The following is a 19,683-nucleotide window of genomic DNA, read 5'->3' as shown; positions in this document are numbered from 1 at the left end:
CGCCGCGACGGGCCATCCTTGGCCCGATCGCGGCTGGCTCGGCGTCCTGCCTCGCCACCCCCATAACAGCACCTGCGTTCAGCCTCCTGTGATGGGCCCCAGTGTCGTTCCCACTGTTTCGGTGGCAACAGTGAGGGACGTAGGAAGCTGCTAGCTAAAAGCTAAAAGCTAAAAGCTAAAAGCTAAAAGCTAAAAGCTAAAAGCTAAAAGCTAAAAGCTAAAAGCTAAAAGCTCGTTTCCCCTCACTTGAATTCGGGATGTTTCGTACGTGTTTGCCGATTGCGGGGCAGACTTGGCGACGCCTATAGTCAGCGCTCGCTTAACGGCGACCGGGTTTGGCGACTTGGAATAATCTCGATTCAATGCGTGTTTGGCGACGAAAACAGATGACCAAAAATCCCAACTCCTGAGTGTGACTTATGAACCCGTCTCCGCTTATCCCGATGACCGCCATCGACTGCCTTATCCCCGCCATATTGATAGACCGTAACGCCCCGCCTGATGTGCTCCATGCCAATGCAGCAGCCCGCATACTGGCTGCGACCCAATTGATGGAAACCCTGGCCCACCGTGACCTTGAGCTGGCCGATGCAGTCGACCTCAAACAAATCGCCACCGTTGCAATGATTTTGCTGCGTGATGGCTGCGACTTGCTGGATGTACTGGGCTGGCGTTTACGCCCCGAGTAGGCGCCGACTCGCTCTGCGAGGCTGCGCTCCACGGCGCAGCCGTCGTTTCGGAAACACCGCGCTCAACGACCTGGCGACGATTGCATCGTCGAACGCAGCCCTCGCTCCTCGGCAGCGGCTACAAGCCCCCCCAAAAAAACACCACCGGCCCTCAGCTAGGCCATATGGACGATGTGTCCATGACCGACCAGTCCGATTATCCAAGGCAGGTTCCCGCCACCTCACCGCCGAGATGGCTCGAGCATCCACGATAATAAAAAGAGGACTGGCCGCATGTCTTTTGCCCAGCAATTGCCTCCCGTCGCGAGGTGCCGACCATGCGCTCGATGATCGGATACCTGGTGTGCCTGATCGTCGCGGCAACCATCGTTTTCACCTTTACCCCTCACAAAACTCAAGACGTCGCGTCCGCTCAGTTGCGCCCCGATCGCTTACAAGTCAATGGCATGCTCTACCTCGATCAACGGGTCGTGGCAGTGGGGGAGCGCGGCAATATTTTACTCAGCGATGACCAGGGTTCGTCATGGCAGTCAGCGGTGGTCACGCCTCAACGCGATTTAACCCTGACCGCGCTCGTCGCCCTGGCCGACAAAAGTCTTCTGGCAGTCGGTCACGATGGCTGGATTCTGCGCTCCGAAGATGAGGGCGCTCACTGGACTGAAGTGCGTTATGACGCCGAGGTGGCCGAGCCTTTGCTCGGCATCTGGAATGCTGGCGGTAAACGCGTGATGGCGTTTGGCAGTTTTGGCAAGTTTTATCAGTCCGAGGATGACGGCCGTACCTGGCAAACCCAACCGCTGGAAGTCGACAGTGCGCACCTTAATGGCATGGACGGCGGCAGCGATGGCCGGCGCATGCTGGTGGGCGAGCAGGGGCTGGTAATGCGCAGCGCCGATGGCGGTCATAACTGGGAGAAGCTCCCGCCTTTTTATAACGGCTCGCTGTTCGGTGTGGTGCGTCTGAGCGCTGATCGCTGGGTCACTTACGGTATGCGCGGGCATGTGTTTGTCAGTCAGGATTTCGGCAAGAACTGGTCTGCGGTCGACGTGGGTAACACGCTGCCCTTGTATGGCCATGCATTACTGCCCAATGGCGCCGGTTTGTTGATTGTCGGTGCAGGCAGTTCGTTGGTGCGGCTGGACGGTAACGGCCATCTGGTCAACGTGACGCGCTTGCCAGGGTTGGGCACGTTGACGTCAGCAGTATTGGCGGGTGCTCAACGCTTGCTGGTGGGGGGCGAACGCGGTGTGTTTCAAGGCACTGACGGCAGTGTTTCCGCGCTAGGAGGCAGCCGATGAGTAGTGATAAAACGGCGACCACTCGCGTGGTCGAGCGCATGGCTGACCTGCTGATTGAATGGCGCAAAGGGTTGTTGGCTCTGTTTGTCGTATTGACCGTCGCGCTGGGTTACAGCGCGACGCACACCCAGCTCGATCCGGGCTTTAACAAGCAGATCCCGGTGCGCAATGCGTTTATGGTCAACTTTCTCAATTTCAGCCAGTACTTCACGGGGGCCAACCGCTTCCTGGTCAGCGTGAAGTGGAAGGGCGAGGGCGATATCTATAACCCGGAGTACCTCGATACCCTGCGCAAAGTCACGGACGATGTGTTCTTTATCAATGGCGTCAGCCGCGCCAGTGTGGCGTCGTTGTTTACCGCCAATGTGCGGTATATCGAGATCACTGAAGAGGGCTTTTTTGGTGATGTGGTGGTGCCGCCACGCTTCACCGGGTCTCAGGATGATTTAGCCCAGGTGCGCAGTAACGTGGCCCGCTCGGGGCAGGTCGGGCGCCTGGTTGCCAACGATTTAACCTCGTCGATGGTGCGTGCCGATTTGCAGGATCTTGACCCGCAAACCGGCAAGTCGGTGTCGTATGCGGACGTCGCCAAGCACCTTGAAGACATTCGCGCCAAGTACAGCAATGCTGATATCGAGATCAATATCGTCGGCTTCGCCAAGCTGGTGGGCGATGTGATTGAAGGGTTGACCACGGTCATCGGCTTTTTTGTGATTGCCTTTGTCATTACCGGGGTGATGCTGTGGTTTTACTCGCGCTCCTGGCGCCTGACGGTGGTTGCGCTGTTGGTGGCGCTGTTGCCCGTGGTGTGGTTGCTGGGCCTGCTGCCGTTGCTGGGCCTGGGCATCGACCCGATGTCGATTCTGGTGCCGTTTCTGATTTTCTCCATCGGCGTGTCACATGCGGTGCAGATGACCAATGCCTGGAAACAGGATGTACTCGCCGGTAGCCCTTCGGTGCAGGCGGCGCACACGGCCTTTTGCAAGATTTTCATTCCAGGTTCGCTGGCGTTGCTGATGAACGCATTGGGCTTTGGCGTGATCATGCTGATCGATATTCCCATCGTGCATGAGCTGGGGGTGACGGCGTGCATCGGGGTGATGCTGATGATCATCACCAACAAGCTGATGCTGCCGATCATTCTTTCGTATTTGCAGCTTGAGCCCCGGGCTTTGGCCCAAGGCCTTAAAGCGGCGCAAGGCAAGCACGCGTTGTGGTGGAGATTGTCGGCGCTGGCCGAGCCCAAGCCTGCGTTGGCAGTGTTTGCGATCAGCTTGTTGCTGCTCGGTGTAGGCGCCTATAAGGCGCGGGATCTGGCCACCGGGGACATAGGCGCCGGTGCACCGGAGCTGCGTGCTGACTCGCGTTACAACCAGGACAACCAGAAGATCATCAACAGTTACTCGATCGGCCTGGATGTGATGTCGGTGTTTGTTCAGGTCAAGGGCATTGAAGAGGGCTGTTTGGCGCCGCAGGTGATGCGCGCCATCGAGTCATTTGATTTTCAAATACGCAGCGTGGCGGGTGTGCAGTCGGTGCAGAGCGTTGCCGGCATGGGCAAAAACGTGATTGCCGGCAACAACGAAGGCAACCCGCGCTGGTCGGCCATTCCAGGCTCCGAACGCGGCTTGAGCCAGGGCGCGCGTGCTTACATGCCGGATGACGGGCTGGTGACTGAAGGCTGTCAGCGCATGCAGATTCTGGTGTTCCTGACCAATCATGAAGGGGCAACGGTCAGCCATGTGGTGAACGAGACCCAGCGCATCATCGCCGGGCTGCAGAGCAATGAAGTGCAGTTCTTGATGGCGGGCGGCAATGTCGGGGTCATGGCGGCGTCCAATGAGGCGGTCAAACAGGCCGAAGTGGTCATGCTGGCGGCGCTGTTCGGATCGGTCGCGCTGTTCTGCTGGCTGACGTTCGGCTCGTTCCGCGCAGTGCTGTGCATCCTCGTGCCCTTGGCGATTGTGGCCATCTTGTGCAATGCCTTGATGGCGACACTGGGCATCGGCCTGAAAGTGGCCACCTTGCCGGTGATGGCATTGGGGGTCGGTGTCGGGGTGGATTACGGGATTTACCTGTATGAGCGGATCGCTCACGAAATGCGCGACGGCAAGGACCTGCGCCATGCTTTTTATGAGGCAATGTGTCAGCGCGGAACCGCAGCGGTATTCACCGCGCTGACCATGTCCATCGGTGTGTGTACCTGGGCATTTGCGCCCCTCAAGTTCCAGGCCGACATGGGCGTATTACTGTCATTTATGTTCCTGGTCAATGTGTTAGGTGCGATCTTCCTGCTGCCCGCGTTAGCCGCCTGGTTCAACTTGGGACGGCCGCTGGTCAAGGTAAAAGTGCCCCTTAAAAGTGCATCGGCCGGTCACTACCCGCTCAAACAGAGCGTGGCCGCCAAAGACGCGTCAAACCGTTGAAATAGAGGGCTTGACGGAGTGGAGTGACAAGCAGCATAAAGACACGCTTGGTTTTTTTCGCACAGCTGTTAAGGAGTTTTCTTACGCTGTGAGCGCGAGTAATAAGAACAATAAAAAGGGCAGGCCATTGAGCCTTGCCCGTTGCGAGGGAAAGTCCGTGGATAAAGTGACCTTGAATCACCAAACCCTGGCCAGTCTGGGGCTCGAATTGTCTGACTACGATCAAATGGTCGGCAATTTTTATGATGGCGCACTGGACCCGAAGGTGATGGGTCGGACCCTGTGTGCCGTACGCAGCATGTTTGCGGCGAACTACGCGACGTTGATTTTGCGCGTGCCCGATCAGCCTGATTTGGGTCTGATGATCGTGGCAGGTGATATTGAGGGTGAAGGTGAGCTGACTTACCAGACGTACCCACAGACCAACACGCCTTTTATTGGTCAGGCGCTGGATCAGGTGTTCACGGTCGAAGACATCATGACCGAGACTGACTGGGTGCAATCGGCTTACTTCAAAGCCTACTGCGGCCCGCAAAACGTATTTCATGTGATGGGCGCTGACATCTCCACGCCGGACGGCGGCAAGTTGCGCTTTCGCATCACCCGGCCAAAATCGTCGCCTAAATTCTCTGATGCAGAGCGCGCCTTGTGCGCCATGTTCCTGCCGCATTTGCGTCGGGCCTTGCACTTGCACAACTTATTGGACCGCAGTGAGTCCATGAGCGAGCTTTACGCCCAAGCCATCAATCGGCTCTCGGTGGCCACCATTGTGCTCGACGAGAGCGGCAAGGTGCTGCGCCTCAATCCTGTCGCCGAAGAAATGCTTAAAAGCGCCGATGGCCTCAAGGTGGTCGGTGGCCGTCTGGAAGCCACCTACCCAAGTGACAACCGCGAGTTGCAACGCCTCATCAAGCACGCTTTTTGTCCTGAAGTGCGCGATGGTGGGGTGACGGCAGACGCCATGTCTGTGACCCGGCCTTCGGGTCAGGTCAGTCTGGGCCTGGTGGTGGAAGCGATTCCCTCACTGGAATGGGCCGAGGGCAAAAGCAAACCTGCGGCTGTGATCTATATCCGCGACTCGGTGGGCAAATCGCTGGCCAGTGAGGTCGTCACCAAGCAATTGTTCAACCTCACCAAAGCTGAAACCGCATTGGCCATGGAGCTGGCGAACGGTTTGTCCCTGGAAGAAGCAGCGGAAAACCTGAACATACGCCGCAACACGGCGCGGGCTCATCTACGCTCGATTTTTTCCAAGACCGGGGTGCGTCGTCAGACCGAACTGGTGAGGATTTTGCTGAACAGTGTGGTCGCCTTGGGAAAGCCCAAGTGCGCCTTGCGCGCAGTTGAGTCGGTGATTGTGCCGGCGCCACAGTTGGCGCGCTCGGCTCGTCAAAGCGCTTAAGCGTTGTCTACTGGCCCAAGGGTGCCCAGCACCCTGTCGGTCACTCGTCAGTCAGGCACGGATCGTGTCTGCATCATCAAGGAATGTCTTATGCCCGTTACAGCTGTCAGCGGTTCTGCGTCTGGAATCGGCGCTGCGGTGTGTGCCCAATTGCGCGCCGCAGGCCACCGCATCATTGGAATAGACCGCGCCAATGCCGAGGTGGTCGCGGATCTGTCGACCCGTGATGGCCGTCAGGCGGCGGTGGCTCAGGTACTTGAGCAGTCCGGCGGGGTGCTTGACGGGTTGGTCTGTTGTGCCGGTTTGGGGGTGACGGCCACGTCCAGCAGTCTGGTGCTGGCGGTGAATTATTTTGGCGTCACTGAGTTGCTTGATGGTTTGGCCGATGCCTTGGCTAAAGGTCAACATCCGGCCGCTGTAGTGATTGGCTCGGTGGCTGCCACCCACGCCGGTGCAGACCAGCAACCGATGGTCGGGGCGATGCTCGCCGGCGACGAGGCGCAAGCACTGACCCTGGCCGACACACTGGCTCAGCCGCACATTGCCTATGCCAGCTCCAAGTACGCGGTGACCTGTCAGGCGCGGACCAAGTCGGTGCAATGGGCCGCTCAAGGCATTCGCTTGAACGTCGTTGCACCGGGTGCCGTAGAAACGCCCCTGCATCAGGCGGCCAAAGATGACGCGCGGTTTGGCAAGTCGGTACGTGAGTTTGTGGCGCCCCTGGGCCGTGCCGGGCATCCCGAAGAAATTGCCAATGTGGTGGCGTTTTTGCAATCCGCACAGGCCAGTTTTGTCACCGGCAGCGTGGTGTTTGTCGACGGTGGTATGGACGCAATGGTTCGCGCACAGCGTTTCTGACTTATTAAGGACGACACATGAGAAAAGTGGCATTTATTACCGGCGCCAGCCGGGGCATTGGTCGCGAAACCGCCTTGGCTTTTGCCCGTGCGGGGTTTGATGTGGCCATTAGCGCCCGCAGCCTGGACGAGGGCCAAAGCCATGCTCACGGCCTGCGCAACCCGGACGGCACGGCGCTGCCCGGCAGCTTGAACGGAACCGCTGCGGCGGTTCGCGAACTGGGGCGCAAGGCGTTGGTGGTGCCGATGGACTTGCTGGACAGTGACTCCGTTCTGGCGGCCAGTGAGGCAGTGTTTGCCGAGTATGGCCGGGTTGATGTGCTGGTCAATAATGCGATTTATCAGGGCAGTGACCTTAATTTGCCCTTTATGGAGTTGCAGCCCGAGACGCTGGAGCGGGTGTTCCAAGGCTATGTCATGACTCCGTTTCTGCTGACCCGCGCCGTGGTTGCCAAGATGCTGGAGCAGGGCGGCGGAGTGGTCATCAATGTCACCTCGGGGGCCGGTGAAAGCGACCCGCCGGTAGCCGCGGGCAAGGGCGGATGGGGGTATGCCTATGGCGCGGGCAAGGCGGCCGTGTCGAGGTTGTCGGGTATTTTGTCGATCGAGTTGGGCGACCAGGGTATTCGCGCCTACACCCTCAATCCGGGTGTGGTGACCACTGATGCCTTGCGCGCCACTATTGGTGACAAAGGGGTGATTGCCTTGCGAGGAGGGTCGGCACCTCCTGAAGTCCCGGCGGCGGTCATGCTCTGGTTGGCTACCGATGAGGCTGCGGTTGATCATCAGCGTAAAACCATTCACTGCCAGCCTTTTGCCCGTGAGCACGGGATCGTGGCTGATTGGCGGTGAAGGGGCCTGTTGCTCGCCGCTGACGAGGAGCGAAGGCTGCGTTCGGCGATGCAATCGTCGCACGTGCCAGGCGTGCGGTGTGCCTGATGCACTGGATTGAATGTAGTTGCGACGGCTTTGCCGCCGGACGCAGCCTCGCACCACTCGACAGCTGCTACGAAGATTTTTCGGTCACGTGATTATCTAGTCCAAGTGAACGATGAGCGCGCTTGTCTCCTCGGGGAAGATCACTCAGGCAGGCGCCCTGGCCCTTTAACCTGAGGAATAATAAAAATGACTAAACTCGCTGAAATCCATGTCGAAAATGCCTTGGCTCCGCGCTTTGGCCGTGGTTGGCATTGTTTGGGGGATGCAGATGAGTACCGTGATGGCAAGCTGCATACCCTGAATGTGTTCGGCACCCGTTTACTCGCTTTCGCCACGTCCAAGGGTGAGATCAGTGTGCTTGATGCCTACTGCCCGCACATGGGCGCTGACCTGTCCCAAGGCACGATCGAAAACGACCGTGTGGTGTGCGCGTTCCACCACTGGCAGTACGACGCCAGTGGCAAATGCGTTGAAATCCCCTACTGCAAGCGCATTCCGCCCAAGGCCAAAACCCGTGCCTGGCAGACCTGTGAAGTGAATAAACTGCTGTTTGTGTGGAACAACCCAGAAGGCAAACCGCCTGCTGATGATGTGGTTATTCCGCACCTGCCTGAGATGGACAGTGACGAGTGGCTGCACTCCTGGCACATGGACAAGCTGATCATCAACACCAACCCTCGCGAGTTGGTCGACAACCTGGTCGATGCCCAGCATTTCGGCCCGGTTCACGGCACCCCGACCAAGTACTTTCACAATATTTTTGAAGGGCATATCGCCCATCAAATTTTCCATGGTGACTCTGAGCGCCTGGGCGGTGATTTGGTCGCAGAGTCAGCGTATTTTGGCCCGGCCACGCACTTCACGCGCATGAGCGCCATGTTTGACGGGATAGAAATCAAGTCGATCCTGCTCAACTGCCATATACCCATCGGCCCCAATAGTTTTGAACTGCGTTTCGGCTGCATGGTGAAAAAAGTACCGGGCTGGACGGATGACCAAAATGAAGCGTTGGCCATCGACTACGTGCAGCGCAACCGTGACTCGTTCTATCAGGACGTGGACATCTGGACTCACAAAGTTCGCATTAATAACCCGGTGCTGGCGGAAGGTGATGGCCCGGTCTATCAGTTGCGCGAGTGGTATCAGCAGTTTTTCACCGATGAAGCCAGCGTGCCGTCGAGCATGGCCGAGCGCCGTGAAATCACCACGGTGGATAATCGCTGATTGAGCCACGAGGCTCTACAGTGCTGGCTTTTTGATCCGGGCCTTTTAAGATGAGCGGCATCTGCCGGTCAAGGGCTTGGATCAAGGCCAATGTTGAATAAAGACACCATCTCCATGCATCTGGTGCGCGAAGCGCTGCTGCACAGTTGCGCGTCACCGAGTATCAGAGACGACGTGCTGGTCGAGGTCGGGATCGCCCCGGCACTCTTGAATCAGCCGGATTGCCGTGTGCCGGCAACCGTCTATGCACGGCTGTGGCGACTGCTGGCGCGGCGTCTGGACGATGAGTTCTTTGGCATGGACCCGCGCAAACTCAGGGCGGGCAGCCTTGCATTTATGTGTCGCGCGGCCATGGCCCAGCCCACTCTGGCGCAGGGGTTGGACGTGATATTGGGTTTTTTGTCGTTGATGCTGGAGCGTCTGCCCGCCCATTTGGTTCGTCAGCAAAGCCTGGCAGAGATTGTCTTGCACGAGCCTGAGACAGACCCCAACCGTGCCTTCACTTACTTTACCTACTGGATGATTGTGCACGGTGTGGCCTGCTGGTTGGCCGGGCGGCGGATTCCGATTCTGGCTATTGAGCTGCGCTGTGCGGCCCCTGATTACTGCGATGACTACCGGGTGATGTTTTCCGAAAACCTGCGTTTTGATCGCCCGCGCACCCGTATGATTTTCGCGGCTGAGTGTCTGGATGTGCCCCTCAAACGCAGTGCCCTGGAGCTGCAATGCTTTCTGGCAGAGGCTCCGGCTAACATTCTGGTCAAGTACCGTGATCCGCTCAGCTTGGCCAGCCAGATCAAACAGGACTTGCGGTTGTTGCCTGCCGACCAGTGGCCGGAAACAGAGGGCGTGGCACAAGGGCTTCACATGTCAGCGTCCACCCTGCGTCGGCGTTTGGCCGACGAGGGGCAGACCTATCAAGGGCTCAAAGACGGCGTGCGCAAGGAGCTGGCGATCCAGTGGCTGGGCGAACCGCAATTGAGCTTTGCCGACATTGCCCAGCGTTTGGGTTTTGCCGACACCAGCTCGTTTTACAAAGCCTTTCGCAAATGGAGCGGGTCTAACCCGGGTCATTACCGCAGTTTGATTTTGGGCAGCCCGCACACCGCCCACCTGTAGCCGCTGCCGTAGGCTGCGTTCGGCTGCGCAGCAGTCGTGAACCTGACACACCGCATTCTCCGGATTGACGACGGCTGCGCCGCCGAACGCAGCCTTCGTGCCTCGTCAGCGGCTACATGCATCAAATGGAGCGGGTCTAAACCGGGGCATTACCGCCCACCTGTATACCACCCACCTGTAGCCGCTGCCGTAGGCTGCGTTCGGCTGCGTAGCAGTCGTGAACCTGACACACCGCATTCTCAGGATTGACGACGGTTACGCCGCCGAACGCCGCCTTCGTGCCTCGTCAGCGGCTACATGCATCAAATGGAGCGGGTCTAAACCGGGGCATTACCGCCCACCTGTAGCAGCTGCCGTAGGCTGCGTTCGGCTGCGTAGCAGTCGTGAACCTGTCACACCGCATTCTCCGGATTTACGACGGCTGCGCCGCCGAACGCAGCCTTCGTGCCTCGTCAGCGGCTACATGCATCAAATGGGGCGGCTCTAAACCGGGGCATTACCGCACACCTGTAGCCGCTGCCGTAGGCTGCGTTCGGCTGCGTAGCAGTCGTGAACCTGACACACCGCATTCTCCGGGTTTACGACGGCTGCGCCGCCGAACGCAGCCTTCGTGCCTCGTCAGCGGCTACATGCATCAAATGGAGCGGCTCCAAACCGGGGCATTACCGCACACCTGTAGCAGCTGCCGTAGGCTGCGTAGCAGTCGTGAACCTGTCACACCGCATTCTCCGGGTTTACGACGGCTGCGCCGCCGGACGCAGCCTTCGGCAGCTGCTACGCGAGAGTCTCTTGCGCAGGGGCCGAGCCTATGCCCGTGGTTGTTCGCAAGCGCCCCTCCAACCTGCGTTTGAGGCCGCGAGGTTCGATCATCAATTTAGACCCTTTGGCCGCATTGGCCCGGCCCCACTCTTCAAACAGTTCAAGGCAGGCGTGGTCGATGTAGCTCAGGTAGTTGAGCGGCACATGCAGGGTGCTTCCAGCAGGCACCTTCGCCAGTATCTGGGTCAAGGCTGGCACTTTGAGGAAGGTCGCAGCACCGTTCAAACGTAATTCCATTTCGTCTGCCTGCGGCAAGTCAACCAGGCTGATTTTGAGCCTCGATGCCTTCCACGCCAGTTTTGCCAGCGTCAGGCCGAACCCCACCAGAACGCCGGTCAACAAGTCGGTGAAGATGATTGCCAGCGCTGTGGCAGCGTAGGTGAACATCGGCATGCGCCCATAGCGTGCCAAACCGCGAAAGGCCTTCAGGTCGACCAGCTTGAAGCCGGTATAAACCAATACCCCCGCCAGACTCGCTATTGGAATGCTTTGCAGCACACTGGACAGCAGCAACACAAAGGCCAGCAGCCACACGCCATGAAAAATAGCGGATAGCCGCGTGGTTGCCCCCGCCTGAACATTCGCTGAGCTGCGCACGATAACCCCCGTCATGGGCAGCGCACCTACAATGCCGCAGAGCATGTTGCCCACGCCTTGGGCGGTCAGTTCTTTGTCGAAATCGGAACGTTGGCCGTTGTGCATGCGGTCTACCGCTGCCGCTGATAACAGGGTTTCGGCACTGGCGATAAAGGCGACCGCGAAGGCTGCGACAAGCAAGCTGGGGTCGGCCAGGTTCAACAGGTCGGCAGGGCGCAACCAGTCAATCGCTTCTGCCAGATTTTCCGGGACTTCAACCCGTTTGACCTGCAAAGCCAGCAGCAAACTGACCCCGGTGGTCAAACCCACGCCGAGCAAGGCTCCCGGCACAAAACGCAACGTCTGGGGGCGCCATTTATCCCATGTCCACATCACCAGCATGGTGCTCAGGCCCAGCAGGCCGGCTTGCCAGCCAAGGCTTGGAATGGCCTGGGCGACCGCTGCCGGGAAGCCCGAGAGGTTGTCCAGTCCTGACGGTTTGGGCACTCCGTCGAGCATCACATGCACTTGCGACAAGACGATCAACACACCAATGCCGGCGAGCATCCCGTAGACAACCGCCGGAGCGGTCACGCGAAACCAGCAGCCCAGACGAAGCCGCCCAGCCACCAGTTGTAAAAACCCGGCCAATAGCAAAATAGGCCCGAGCATGGCGATGCCATGTTGGCGCACCAACTCGAACACCAGCACGGCCAGGCCGGCTGCCGGGCCACTGACTTGCAGGGGCGAACCGGCCATCCAGCCCACTACCAGGCCGCCGATGATGCCGGTGATCAAGCCTTTGGCCGGTGGCATGCCCGAGGCGATGGCAATGCCCATGCACAAGGGCAGGGCGACCAGAAACACAACCACAGAAGCCAACAACTCCCGTGGCAGTACTGCTTTTAATTGGGAAGCACGCATGATGATTCTCCCTAAGGATTGTTGAGGCGCAGCGAAACCTGGCGGCTGTTACAGCGGCCACTGCCTTAACCCGTGGGTGATGGTTTAGAAACGCGCTTTAGGTGTTGCGCAAGGGATTGCCTGTGCGTTGTCCAGCGGCAGGAAGTGCCCCATTTCTGCGTCGTAGGCTTTAATCTGGCTGGTCTCGATGTTGTAGACCCAACCATGGATAAACAATTGACCGTTGGCGATGCGTGACGCCACTGAGGGGTGAGTGCGCAGGTGCTGCAATTGAGCGATCACGTTCTCTTCAGTCAGCGCGTGCATGCTGTCCGCTTCAGTGGTGCAGTTGCAGTGGTCTTGCAGCATGCTTTTGGCGACTTCGGCATGGCGCAACCAGGCTTTGACGGTGGGCATTTTGCTCAGGCTTTGTGGGTTGAGCACGGCGCGCATGGCGCCACAGTCAGAATGCCCGCAGACAATGATGTGCTGAACACCCAGCACCAGATTGGCGTACTCAATGGCCGTGGAGACGCCGCCATTCATCTCGCCATAGGGCGGCACCACATTGCCGACGTTACGGGTGACAAATAAATCGCCGGGAGCGCTTTGGGTGATCAGTTCGGGAACGATTCGGGAATCGGCGCAGGCAATGAACATGGCCCGAGGGTGTTGCGCCGTCGCCAGCTTTTTGAACAGGTCTTTCTGTTGGGGAAAGACCTCGTGATGAAAATGCAGAAATCCTTCTACGATCTGCTGCAGCGCTGCGTCGACATGCTCCGTTGCGGGATGGGCAGTTGCTGCAGCCTGCGGCTGTGTGACTTTATGATCCATCATTCATCCTTTGTGGCAGAGCCAGGTGAGTAAGTTCGAGTCAGGGGTGACTCAAGGCCACAGTAGCGGGCCAAACTTAACTAAACCTTAATTAACCGCTCTGGCACGGGCGTTTGATGGTGGCACAAAGCAATCGTACGAGCCTTTTCCGAGAGACGAAAACCGCTGGCAACGACCCCGGCCGAGGTGTTTCATCAGTCGGATTTGACGGTGGCTACATCATCGGCCTTGACCTTGATGTGCTTGCCGGCAATGTCCACAAACTCGTAAAAACCATCTTTGTTGGTTGTCGTGGGCAGGTCTTTGGTCAGGTATTGCGTGCCATTTTGCAGGGTCACCAGTGTAGGGGTGGCGCAGCCCGCCAATGCCAATGCCGCCACCATTAACCACGACAAACCTATAACGTTGAGCTTCATGCCAGTCCTTGAGTCGTTCGCAAATAAGTAGGGGTTGATCGTGCCAGGCCCAGTACAATAACCGTCTGGAACAGTAATTGCCGGGTATGACAGCGATTTTTCCAAAGAGTGCGTCAGAGTGTGGGCGTTTTCATGTATGAATTCAAAAACTGTGAGTGCGTTGATCAGGTCGGACAGGTCTGCGTGCCATGATCAAGGCCTTGCTTATCAAGGCGGCTGACCAGCGTGGCCTTGCCGTCTTTCCAGGTCAGGGTCAGCACGTACAGTGAGTCAAAGTCCTCGCCAGACCAATCTTCGGTCAATGTGGTCTTTTTACCCAGAGCCTTGCCAGCAACGCTGTTGATCAGTTCGGGCAAATAACCGTGGGACCACGCGGTGTAGATAGTCGAGTTGTGATACTTGTCGTCAGTCAATTCGTTCGCAAGGGCGCGCGTGTCGTTGGCGGAGAATTGCAGATTGACCGGCAAGCCCAATTTTATGGCACTGGGGTTGATGGTCATCAATGGGCGCACATAACTGTACGCGTCATCTGCTGCGCCTTCTTCGACTTCCCGCGAGGGGTTGGCGGCAAATACATAGTTAGCGCTGCCGTAGCGCTGTGGCAGCAAGGTGGCAAGGTCGATGGCCCGATTCAAACCCTGGCAATTGAGTTGCCCAAGGCCATCGGCCGGTTTTTCAGCGTGACGCATAAATACCAGGGTTTGCACGCCATCGACCGGCTGAGCAAAGACTTTATCGGCATGTACGGCGAGGGTGGTTGCACCTGTGATCAGAAACAGCGAGCTAAGCGCCAAAGCATAAGGTTTGAGTCGAGGTTTGATCCAGACTGACAGGTTCATGGGGTTCTTCTGTGTACTGCTATTAGGGCCGACCGGCCTGGCACATCGAACGGGGTGCGTCGAGTGTTTGTCCCTGTCGTTAACGCAAGTCCTGTTGCTTTCCTTCCTGTTAATGAAGTGTTTATTAGACGCCTTTTCCAACATTGGTTCGATTCTACTTACGTCAAATGACGATTTGACCTACGTGAGGAGCTAATAACAGCTGTTTTTGTGTGACCAAATCATTCGGCTGCTTTAAATCATCCCGCGATGCAAAGCCGTGCCACCTAACCCGAATGGTCGATACGCAGGGCAGGGGCTCAGCGTTATGGTGTTGTGTCTGTACTCACAGGACCTATCGGGGGACGAAACAATGAAGGTGCTGGCCTGTATCAAACGCGTGGTCGATTACAACGTTAAAGTTCGCGTCAAAGCGGACAACTCCGGCGTTGACCTCGCCAACGTCAAGATGTCGATGAACCCCTTCTGCGAAATCGCCGTGGAAGAAGCCGTACGCCTGAAAGAGAAGGGTGTTGCGACTGAAATTGTCGTCGTCTGCATCGGCCCGACCACCGCTCAAGAGCAACTGCGTACCGCGCTGGCTCTGGGTGCCGATCGCGCCATTCTTGTTGAGTCTGGCGAAGACCTGACGTCGCTGGCCGTGGCCAAGCTGCTCAAGGCGGTGGTGGACAAGGAACAGCCTCAACTGGTGATTCTGGGCAAACAGGCCATAGACAGCGACAACAACCAGACTGGCCAAATGCTGGCTGCGCTGACCGGCTATGGGCAGGGCACCTTTGCTTCGAAAGTTGAAGTGGCAGGCGACAAGGTTGCTGTTACCCGCGAAGTCGACGGCGGCGCGCAGACGGTTTCCCTGAAACTGCCTGCGATCGTCACCACCGACCTGCGTTTGAACGAGCCGCGTTATGCATCCTTGCCAAACATCATGAAAGCCAAGAAAAAGCCGCTTGAAGTGCTGACGCCTGACGCGTTGGGTGTTTCGACGGCATCGACCTACAAAACCTTGAAAGTCGAGGCGCCCGCAGCACGCAGCGCAGGCATCAAGGTCAAGTCGGTGGCTGAACTGGTCGAGAAACTGAAAAACGAAGCGAAAGTGATCTGACTATGACTATCTTGGTAATCGCTGAACACGATAACAAAGTACTGGCTGGGGCCACTCTGAACACCGTGGCTGCTGCTATCAAAATCGGCGGTGATATTCACGTGCTGATTGCAGGCCAAGGCGTAGCCGCCGTGATTGAAGCCGCTGCGAAAATCCCTGGCGTGGCAAAAGTGTTGGTGGCTGATAACGCCGCTTACGCACATCAACTGCCAGAAAACATTGCCCCACTGGTGGCTGCTCTTTGTTCAGAGGCGGGGGGTAAAAGCTACAGCCACATTCTGGCTGCCGCTACCTCGAACGGCAAAAACATCCTGCCGCGCGTTGCTGCCCAGCTGGACGTTGATCAAATCTCCGAAATCATTTCGGTCGTCAGCGCTGACACCTTCACCCGCCCAATCTATGCCGGTAACGCCATTGCTACCGTGCAGTCGACTGCTCCGGTCAAAGTGATCACCGTGCGTGCCACCGGTTTCGACCCGGTTGCCGCTGAAGGTGGCTCGGCTGCCGTTGAAGCGGTTGCAGCGGTTCACGATGCAGGCAGTTCGTCGTTCGTCGGTGAAGCGCTGGCCAAATCGGACCGCCCTGAGCTGACCGCTGCCAAAATCGTCGTGTCTGGCGGTCGTGGGATGCAGAACGGTGACAACTTCAAGTACCTCTACACGTTGGCCGATAAAATGGGCGCTGCAGTGGGGGCTTCCCGTGCGGCCGTTGACGCAGGCTTTGTAGCCAATGACATGCAGGTTGGCCAGACCGGCAAAATCGTTGCGCCACAGTTGTATATCGCGGTCGGTATTTCTGGCGCGATTCAACACTTGGCGGGTATGAAAGACTCCAAAGTGATTGTCGCGATCAACAAGGACGAAGAAGCCCCGATCTTCCAGGTGGCTGATTACGGTCTTGTTGCGGATTTGTTTGAAGCGGTGCCTGAACTGGAACTTGCTGTATGAATAAGTCCTTAGGCGTAGACGATTTTTGAAACAATGCTTTTTGTAGACTGTGCTGTGCCTTCTTAAAGTGATGTGTACATTCCCGGGGGTGTAACCCAGTTGCACCCAATCACTTATTTAGAGGATGAGACATGTCGGGAATGATTCTAAAAACAATAATTGCCGCTTCTGTAACCACGCTGTTATCCCTGACCGGGACTGCTCATGCGGCGGTGCCTGACCCTTTGCATATAGTCGGTAACTATAAGTGCACAGGCTTTGACAGCCATGATGGCTCATTCAACGGCGACCTGACGTTTACGCTCAATGACACGGTCAGCCATTTCGACAAAAGCTTTGGTGCCTACACCTTCAAACTTGTTGTGGAACTGGGGGGCGAGAAAGCGACCTACAGCGGATATGCAGCGGCTCAAGGCCAGTTGTTGTCCATGTTCTTTGCCAACGACAGCGCAGAGGCACCCACGGATCGGGGCACGGGGATAGCCGTCATCACCCACGATCAAGACAGCGAGGGTAAGTACATCACCACCTTGCACAAATCGTATTACCTGCCCGACTACAAGGGCGGTGGGCGCGGCACTGAGAGCTGCATTAAAACAAGCACACGTTAATAATAAAAAAGGCCCTGGAGAGTCTCCAGGGCCTTTGAATAACCGCTTGATCAGCTGTAGCTATTAACCTTGACCAGCGTTGATTCGCTTTGAGCTTGTTTCCAGCTCAGGGACAACGTTTGCAATACACGCTCAAGGTACTCTTTATCGGCTGCGGCCTTCTTGCCAACATAGCCATGACCACGGCGGTACATTTTCAGGCGGGCACGCATTTGCGGATGTTGCTCTTCGAATCGGGTCTCTTCTTCGCCGCAAGGTAGCGGGTCCAGATGTACATCACCGGTTTCGTTGATCCACAGAATATGATTGTCCAACGAGTCTTTACGAGTGGCGAACAGTTTAGCCAGCGCATTAACAGACGGTTGATTATTCAGGTTCATAGCTAACTCCTTGACCACGCGTTGATCTGTCTAATTGATTCGCGCAACTGCACGTGCAGCGCTACGTAGTGTTTATCCAAAGCAGATCGGGTCTTGAGTTCGTCAACATGTAGCCGCTGTAAAAAGCACTACATCTACAGCGTAAAGCGAGGGAGAGCAGCGTGAACCAGGATGCCTGAGTGACATGATGCATCAGCCACAAGCTTCTTGAGGACGTTTCGCTAGCACCTCACGCCACTAAACGTGGACGATCAAGCCAGGTCAGCTTCATCAATTCTGCCTTGTGGGCAGTACCTATCCCGGAACAGCCCGACAGCTCGTCGAGCATGCTTGCAACAACCCTTTCCAGCGCTTCCGGTGGGGAAGACGTCTGCATAATGCGTCGGGAAAATCGGGTCGTCAAGACATATGTAGTGATTATTTTAAGGCACTACATATGTGACTTGGCAGTCTCTTTTCAGCCTTCCGGTCACCCGTTGCCAGACGGTTCATTGGCCAAAACAGTCAGCCAGCTTGCGCGGTTTGGCCATTGTGGCAACGGCTCTGCAAGGCGAATATCAACGGGATGTTTCACGGTTCCCATCCTAAAAACAAAGACCGAGGGATTCTGTTGATGCGTGACTATCTGACCGCGATGAATGACTTCGAATACCCGCGTACGGTCATGGAGACCCTTCATGGCCAATTGACTGCGCTCAATGCCTGTGTCGAGTGCTGTGATCGCCACGCCTTGCCGGGCAGGATTGCGCTGTTCTGGGAAGGGCGCGACGCCAGCAGCGCGACTTACACCTTTACCGAGTTACAGGATAAAAGCGCCCGTTTTGCCAACTTTCTGTTGGCTCAAGGGGTCACGCAGGGCGACAAAGTGGCGGGTTTATTGCCCCGCAATGTTGAGTTGTTGATTGTGGCATTGGCCGCCTGGCGCATTGGTGCGATCTATCAACCGCTGTTCACCGCATTTGGTCCTAAAGCCATTGAACATCGACTGAACAGTTCAGGCGCGGCCGTGGTGATCACCGATGGCACCAATCGCTCCAAGCTGACCGAAGTCAGCGACTGCCCGCCTGTCGTGACCGTTGCTGGCGCAAAAGGGCAGGGCCTGGTGCGCGGTGATTTCAGTTTTTGGGCCGAACTGGAGAATTACTCACCTGTCTGCGACCCCGTCATGTTGACCGGCGAAGATCCTTTCCTGCTGATGTTTACTTCAGGTACAACCGGCCCCGCGAAGCCGCTGCTGGTACCCCTCAAAGCCATCGTTGCCTTCAACAGCTATACCCGCGATGCGGTGGATTTGCGCCCCGAAGATGCTTTCTGGAATCTGGCCGATCCGGGGTGGGCCTACGGGATCTACTTTGGCATCACCGGCCCGCTGTCGATGGGGCATCCGATCACGCTTTACGATGGCCCGTTCACGGTCGACAGTACCTGCCGTGTAATCAAAAAGTACGCCATCACCAATCTCACCGGCTCACCCACGGCTTATCGCCTGCTGATTGCCGCCGGCGAGGCGTTTTCAAGCAAGATCAAAGGTCAACTGCGCGCGGTCAGCAGCGCTGGCGAACCGCTGAACCCGGAAGTGATTCGCTGGTTCGACGAGCAACTCAACGTCACCATTCATGATCACTACGGCCAGACCGAAGTCGGCATGGTGCTGTGCAACCACCACGGGCTTACTCACCCGGTTCACAGAGGGGCCGCAGGGTTTGCCTCGCCGGGCCACCGGATTGTCGTGCTTGATGACAACCATCAGGAGTTGCCTGTGGGCCAGCCGGGTATTTTGGCCGTTGATCGCAGCCAGTCGCCGATGTGCTGGTTTGGTGGCTATCTGGGGATCAAGACCAAGGCCTTCGTCGGCGATTATTACTTGAGCGGTGACACCGTTGAGTTGAACGCAGATGGCAGCATCAGCTTTGTCGGGCGCAGTGATGATGTGATTACCACGTCCGGTTATCGCGTGGGCCCTTTCGATGTAGAAAGCGCCTTGCTTGAGCACCCGGCAGTGATTGAAGCCGCTGTGGTGGGCAAGCCCGATGCCGAGCGAACCGAGTTGGTCAAAGCGTTTGTGGTGCTCAGTTCGCACTACGCGGGCGATGCTCAATTGGCTGAAACCTTGCGCTTGCACGTGCGCCAGCGTCTGGCGGCCCATGCCTACCCACGAGAAATCGAATTTGTCAGCGAATTGCCGAAAACACCGAGCGGCAAGTTGCAGCGCTTCATTTTGCGCAATCAGGAAATCGCCAAGGCTGAAATGGCCGCAAGCGCAAAAAGCACCGCCTGATATTTTTTTAATGACGTCGTTCAG

18 protein-coding genes are annotated in these 19,683 nt (G+C 57.2%); 12 read left to right on the top strand and 6 right to left on the bottom strand.

Translation table 11 applies throughout. The annotated features are described in order from the left end of the window. Positions 1-419: 419 nt before the first annotated feature. From FJD38_RS16685 to FJD38_RS16650, 8 genes are all read left to right on the top strand, one after another. The gene (locus tag FJD38_RS16685; RefSeq protein ID WP_146386365.1) at positions 420-689 is read left to right on the top strand and encodes a short-chain dehydrogenase; all 270 of its coding nucleotides are present in this window, start codon (positions 420-422) and stop codon (positions 687-689) included. A 317-nt stretch (positions 690-1,006) separates the two neighbouring features. After that, positions 1,007-1,987, top strand: coding sequence for a WD40/YVTN/BNR-like repeat-containing protein (locus FJD38_RS16680; protein ID WP_122782279.1), 981 nt, complete (start codon positions 1,007-1,009; stop codon positions 1,985-1,987). Beyond that, a complete protein-coding gene (locus FJD38_RS16675; protein WP_146386363.1) occupies positions 1,984-4,413 on the top strand; it encodes an efflux RND transporter permease subunit in 2,430 nt (809 codons plus the stop codon). The genes FJD38_RS16680 and FJD38_RS16675 overlap by 4 nt, the downstream gene beginning before the upstream one ends. Positions 4,414-4,570: 157 nt before the next feature. After that, on the top strand, positions 4,571-5,815 hold the full coding sequence (locus FJD38_RS16670) for a helix-turn-helix transcriptional regulator (protein ID WP_122782281.1): 1,245 nt from the start codon (positions 4,571-4,573) through the stop codon (positions 5,813-5,815). A gap of 90 nt (positions 5,816-5,905) precedes the next feature. After that, entirely contained in the window at positions 5,906-6,673 is a 768-nt protein-coding gene (locus FJD38_RS16665) for an SDR family oxidoreductase (protein ID WP_122782282.1), read from the top strand. Between the two features lie 17 nt (positions 6,674-6,690). Further along, entirely contained in the window at positions 6,691-7,524 is an 834-nt protein-coding gene (locus FJD38_RS16660) for an SDR family NAD(P)-dependent oxidoreductase (protein WP_122782283.1), read from the top strand. A gap of 273 nt (positions 7,525-7,797) precedes the next feature. Continuing rightward, positions 7,798-8,835, top strand: coding sequence for a 3-ketosteroid-9-alpha-monooxygenase, oxygenase component (locus FJD38_RS16655; protein ID WP_122782284.1), 1,038 nt, complete (start codon positions 7,798-7,800; stop codon positions 8,833-8,835). A 90-nt stretch (positions 8,836-8,925) separates the two neighbouring features. Next, positions 8,926-9,954 carry an AraC family transcriptional regulator gene (locus FJD38_RS16650; protein ID WP_146386361.1) on the top strand — a complete coding sequence of 343 codons (1,029 nt, stop codon included), beginning with the start codon at positions 8,926-8,928 and terminating at the stop codon, positions 9,952-9,954. A 774-nt stretch (positions 9,955-10,728) separates the two neighbouring features. On the opposite strand, the gene FJD38_RS16645 is transcribed toward FJD38_RS16650, so the two are convergent. The 4 genes from FJD38_RS16645 to FJD38_RS16630 all read right to left on the bottom strand — a co-directional run bounded on the left by FJD38_RS16645 (position 10,729) and on the right by FJD38_RS16630 (position 14,341). Continuing rightward, positions 10,729-12,273 carry a SulP family inorganic anion transporter gene (locus tag FJD38_RS16645; protein WP_146386359.1) on the bottom strand — a complete coding sequence of 515 codons (1,545 nt, stop codon included), beginning with the start codon at positions 12,271-12,273 and terminating at the stop codon, positions 10,729-10,731. 84 nt (positions 12,274-12,357) lie between these two features. Beyond that, a complete protein-coding gene (locus FJD38_RS16640) occupies positions 12,358-13,086 on the bottom strand; it encodes a carbonic anhydrase (protein WP_122782287.1) in 729 nt (242 codons plus the stop codon). Between the two features lie 194 nt (positions 13,087-13,280). Further along, positions 13,281-13,502 (bottom strand): YgdI/YgdR family lipoprotein, encoded by a 222-nt coding sequence (locus tag FJD38_RS16635; RefSeq protein ID WP_122782288.1) that lies wholly within the window; start codon positions 13,500-13,502, stop codon positions 13,281-13,283. A 164-nt stretch (positions 13,503-13,666) separates the two neighbouring features. Then, positions 13,667-14,341 (bottom strand): histidine phosphatase family protein, encoded by a 675-nt coding sequence (locus tag FJD38_RS16630; RefSeq protein ID WP_146386357.1) that lies wholly within the window; start codon positions 14,339-14,341, stop codon positions 13,667-13,669. 352 nt (positions 14,342-14,693) lie between these two features. On the opposite strand from FJD38_RS16630, the gene FJD38_RS16625 reads away from it, so the two are divergent. From FJD38_RS16625 to FJD38_RS16615, 3 genes are all read left to right on the top strand, one after another. Further along, complete coding sequence (locus FJD38_RS16625) at positions 14,694-15,443, top strand: electron transfer flavoprotein subunit beta/FixA family protein (RefSeq protein WP_146386355.1); 750 nt, start codon at positions 14,694-14,696, stop codon at positions 15,441-15,443. 2 nt (positions 15,444-15,445) lie between these two features. Further along, a complete protein-coding gene (locus FJD38_RS16620) occupies positions 15,446-16,390 on the top strand; it encodes an electron transfer flavoprotein subunit alpha/FixB family protein (RefSeq protein ID WP_146386353.1) in 945 nt (314 codons plus the stop codon). A 131-nt stretch (positions 16,391-16,521) separates the two neighbouring features. After that, positions 16,522-17,001, top strand: coding sequence for a hypothetical protein (locus tag FJD38_RS16615; RefSeq protein ID WP_146386351.1), 480 nt, complete (start codon positions 16,522-16,524; stop codon positions 16,999-17,001). Between the two features lie 50 nt (positions 17,002-17,051). Here the strand turns inward: FJD38_RS16615 and FJD38_RS16610 are convergent, their stop codons facing one another. Continuing rightward, a complete protein-coding gene (locus tag FJD38_RS16610; RefSeq protein ID WP_122782293.1) occupies positions 17,052-17,381 on the bottom strand; it encodes a hypothetical protein in 330 nt (109 codons plus the stop codon). A gap of 229 nt (positions 17,382-17,610) precedes the next feature. Further along, the gene (locus FJD38_RS24465) at positions 17,611-17,757 is read right to left on the bottom strand and encodes a hypothetical protein (protein ID WP_153380443.1); all 147 of its coding nucleotides are present in this window, start codon (positions 17,755-17,757) and stop codon (positions 17,611-17,613) included. A 237-nt stretch (positions 17,758-17,994) separates the two neighbouring features. Between FJD38_RS24465 and FJD38_RS16605 the strand changes: the two genes are divergently transcribed. Continuing rightward, a complete protein-coding gene (locus FJD38_RS16605; protein ID WP_146386349.1) occupies positions 17,995-19,659 on the top strand; it encodes an AMP-binding protein in 1,665 nt (554 codons plus the stop codon). The last annotated feature ends 24 nt before the right edge of the window (positions 19,660-19,683 follow it).

Origin of the sequence: Pseudomonas saxonica (assembly GCF_007858365.1) — a bacterium.
Taxonomy (GTDB): Bacteria; Pseudomonadota; Gammaproteobacteria; order Pseudomonadales; family Pseudomonadaceae; genus Aquipseudomonas; species Aquipseudomonas saxonica.
The sequence above is the reverse complement of the archived record's forward strand: the minus strand, read 5'-3'. Positions and strand labels throughout refer to the sequence as shown.

Coding starts and splice junctions, on each gene's coding strand:
- FJD38_RS16685 (WP_146386365.1), top strand. CDS start 420: ATGAACCCGTCTCCGCTTATCCCGATGACCGCCATCGACTGCCTTATC.
- FJD38_RS16680 (WP_122782279.1), top strand. CDS start 1,007: ATGCGCTCGATGATCGGATACCTGGTGTGCCTGATCGTCGCGGCAACC.
- FJD38_RS16675 (WP_146386363.1), top strand. CDS start 1,984: ATGAGTAGTGATAAAACGGCGACCACTCGCGTGGTCGAGCGCATGGCT.
- FJD38_RS16665 (WP_122782282.1), top strand. CDS start 5,906: ATGCCCGTTACAGCTGTCAGCGGTTCTGCGTCTGGAATCGGCGCTGCG.
- FJD38_RS16660 (WP_122782283.1), top strand. CDS start 6,691: ATGAGAAAAGTGGCATTTATTACCGGCGCCAGCCGGGGCATTGGTCGC.
- FJD38_RS16655 (WP_122782284.1), top strand. CDS start 7,798: ATGACTAAACTCGCTGAAATCCATGTCGAAAATGCCTTGGCTCCGCGC.
- FJD38_RS16650 (WP_146386361.1), top strand. CDS start 8,926: ATGTTGAATAAAGACACCATCTCCATGCATCTGGTGCGCGAAGCGCTG.
- FJD38_RS16645 (WP_146386359.1), bottom strand. CDS start 12,273: ATGCGTGCTTCCCAATTAAAAGCAGTACTGCCACGGGAGTTGTTGGCT.
- FJD38_RS16640 (WP_122782287.1), bottom strand. CDS start 13,086: ATGGATCATAAAGTCACACAGCCGCAGGCTGCAGCAACTGCCCATCCC.
- FJD38_RS16635 (WP_122782288.1), bottom strand. CDS start 13,502: ATGAAGCTCAACGTTATAGGTTTGTCGTGGTTAATGGTGGCGGCATTG.
- FJD38_RS16630 (WP_146386357.1), bottom strand. CDS start 14,341: ATGAACCTGTCAGTCTGGATCAAACCTCGACTCAAACCTTATGCTTTG.
- FJD38_RS16625 (WP_146386355.1), top strand. CDS start 14,694: ATGAAGGTGCTGGCCTGTATCAAACGCGTGGTCGATTACAACGTTAAA.
- FJD38_RS16620 (WP_146386353.1), top strand. CDS start 15,446: ATGACTATCTTGGTAATCGCTGAACACGATAACAAAGTACTGGCTGGG.
- FJD38_RS16615 (WP_146386351.1), top strand. CDS start 16,522: ATGTCGGGAATGATTCTAAAAACAATAATTGCCGCTTCTGTAACCACG.
- FJD38_RS16610 (WP_122782293.1), bottom strand. CDS start 17,381: ATGAACCTGAATAATCAACCGTCTGTTAATGCGCTGGCTAAACTGTTC.
- FJD38_RS24465 (WP_153380443.1), bottom strand. CDS start 17,757: ATGCAGACGTCTTCCCCACCGGAAGCGCTGGAAAGGGTTGTTGCAAGC.
- FJD38_RS16605 (WP_146386349.1), top strand. CDS start 17,995: ATGCGTGACTATCTGACCGCGATGAATGACTTCGAATACCCGCGTACG.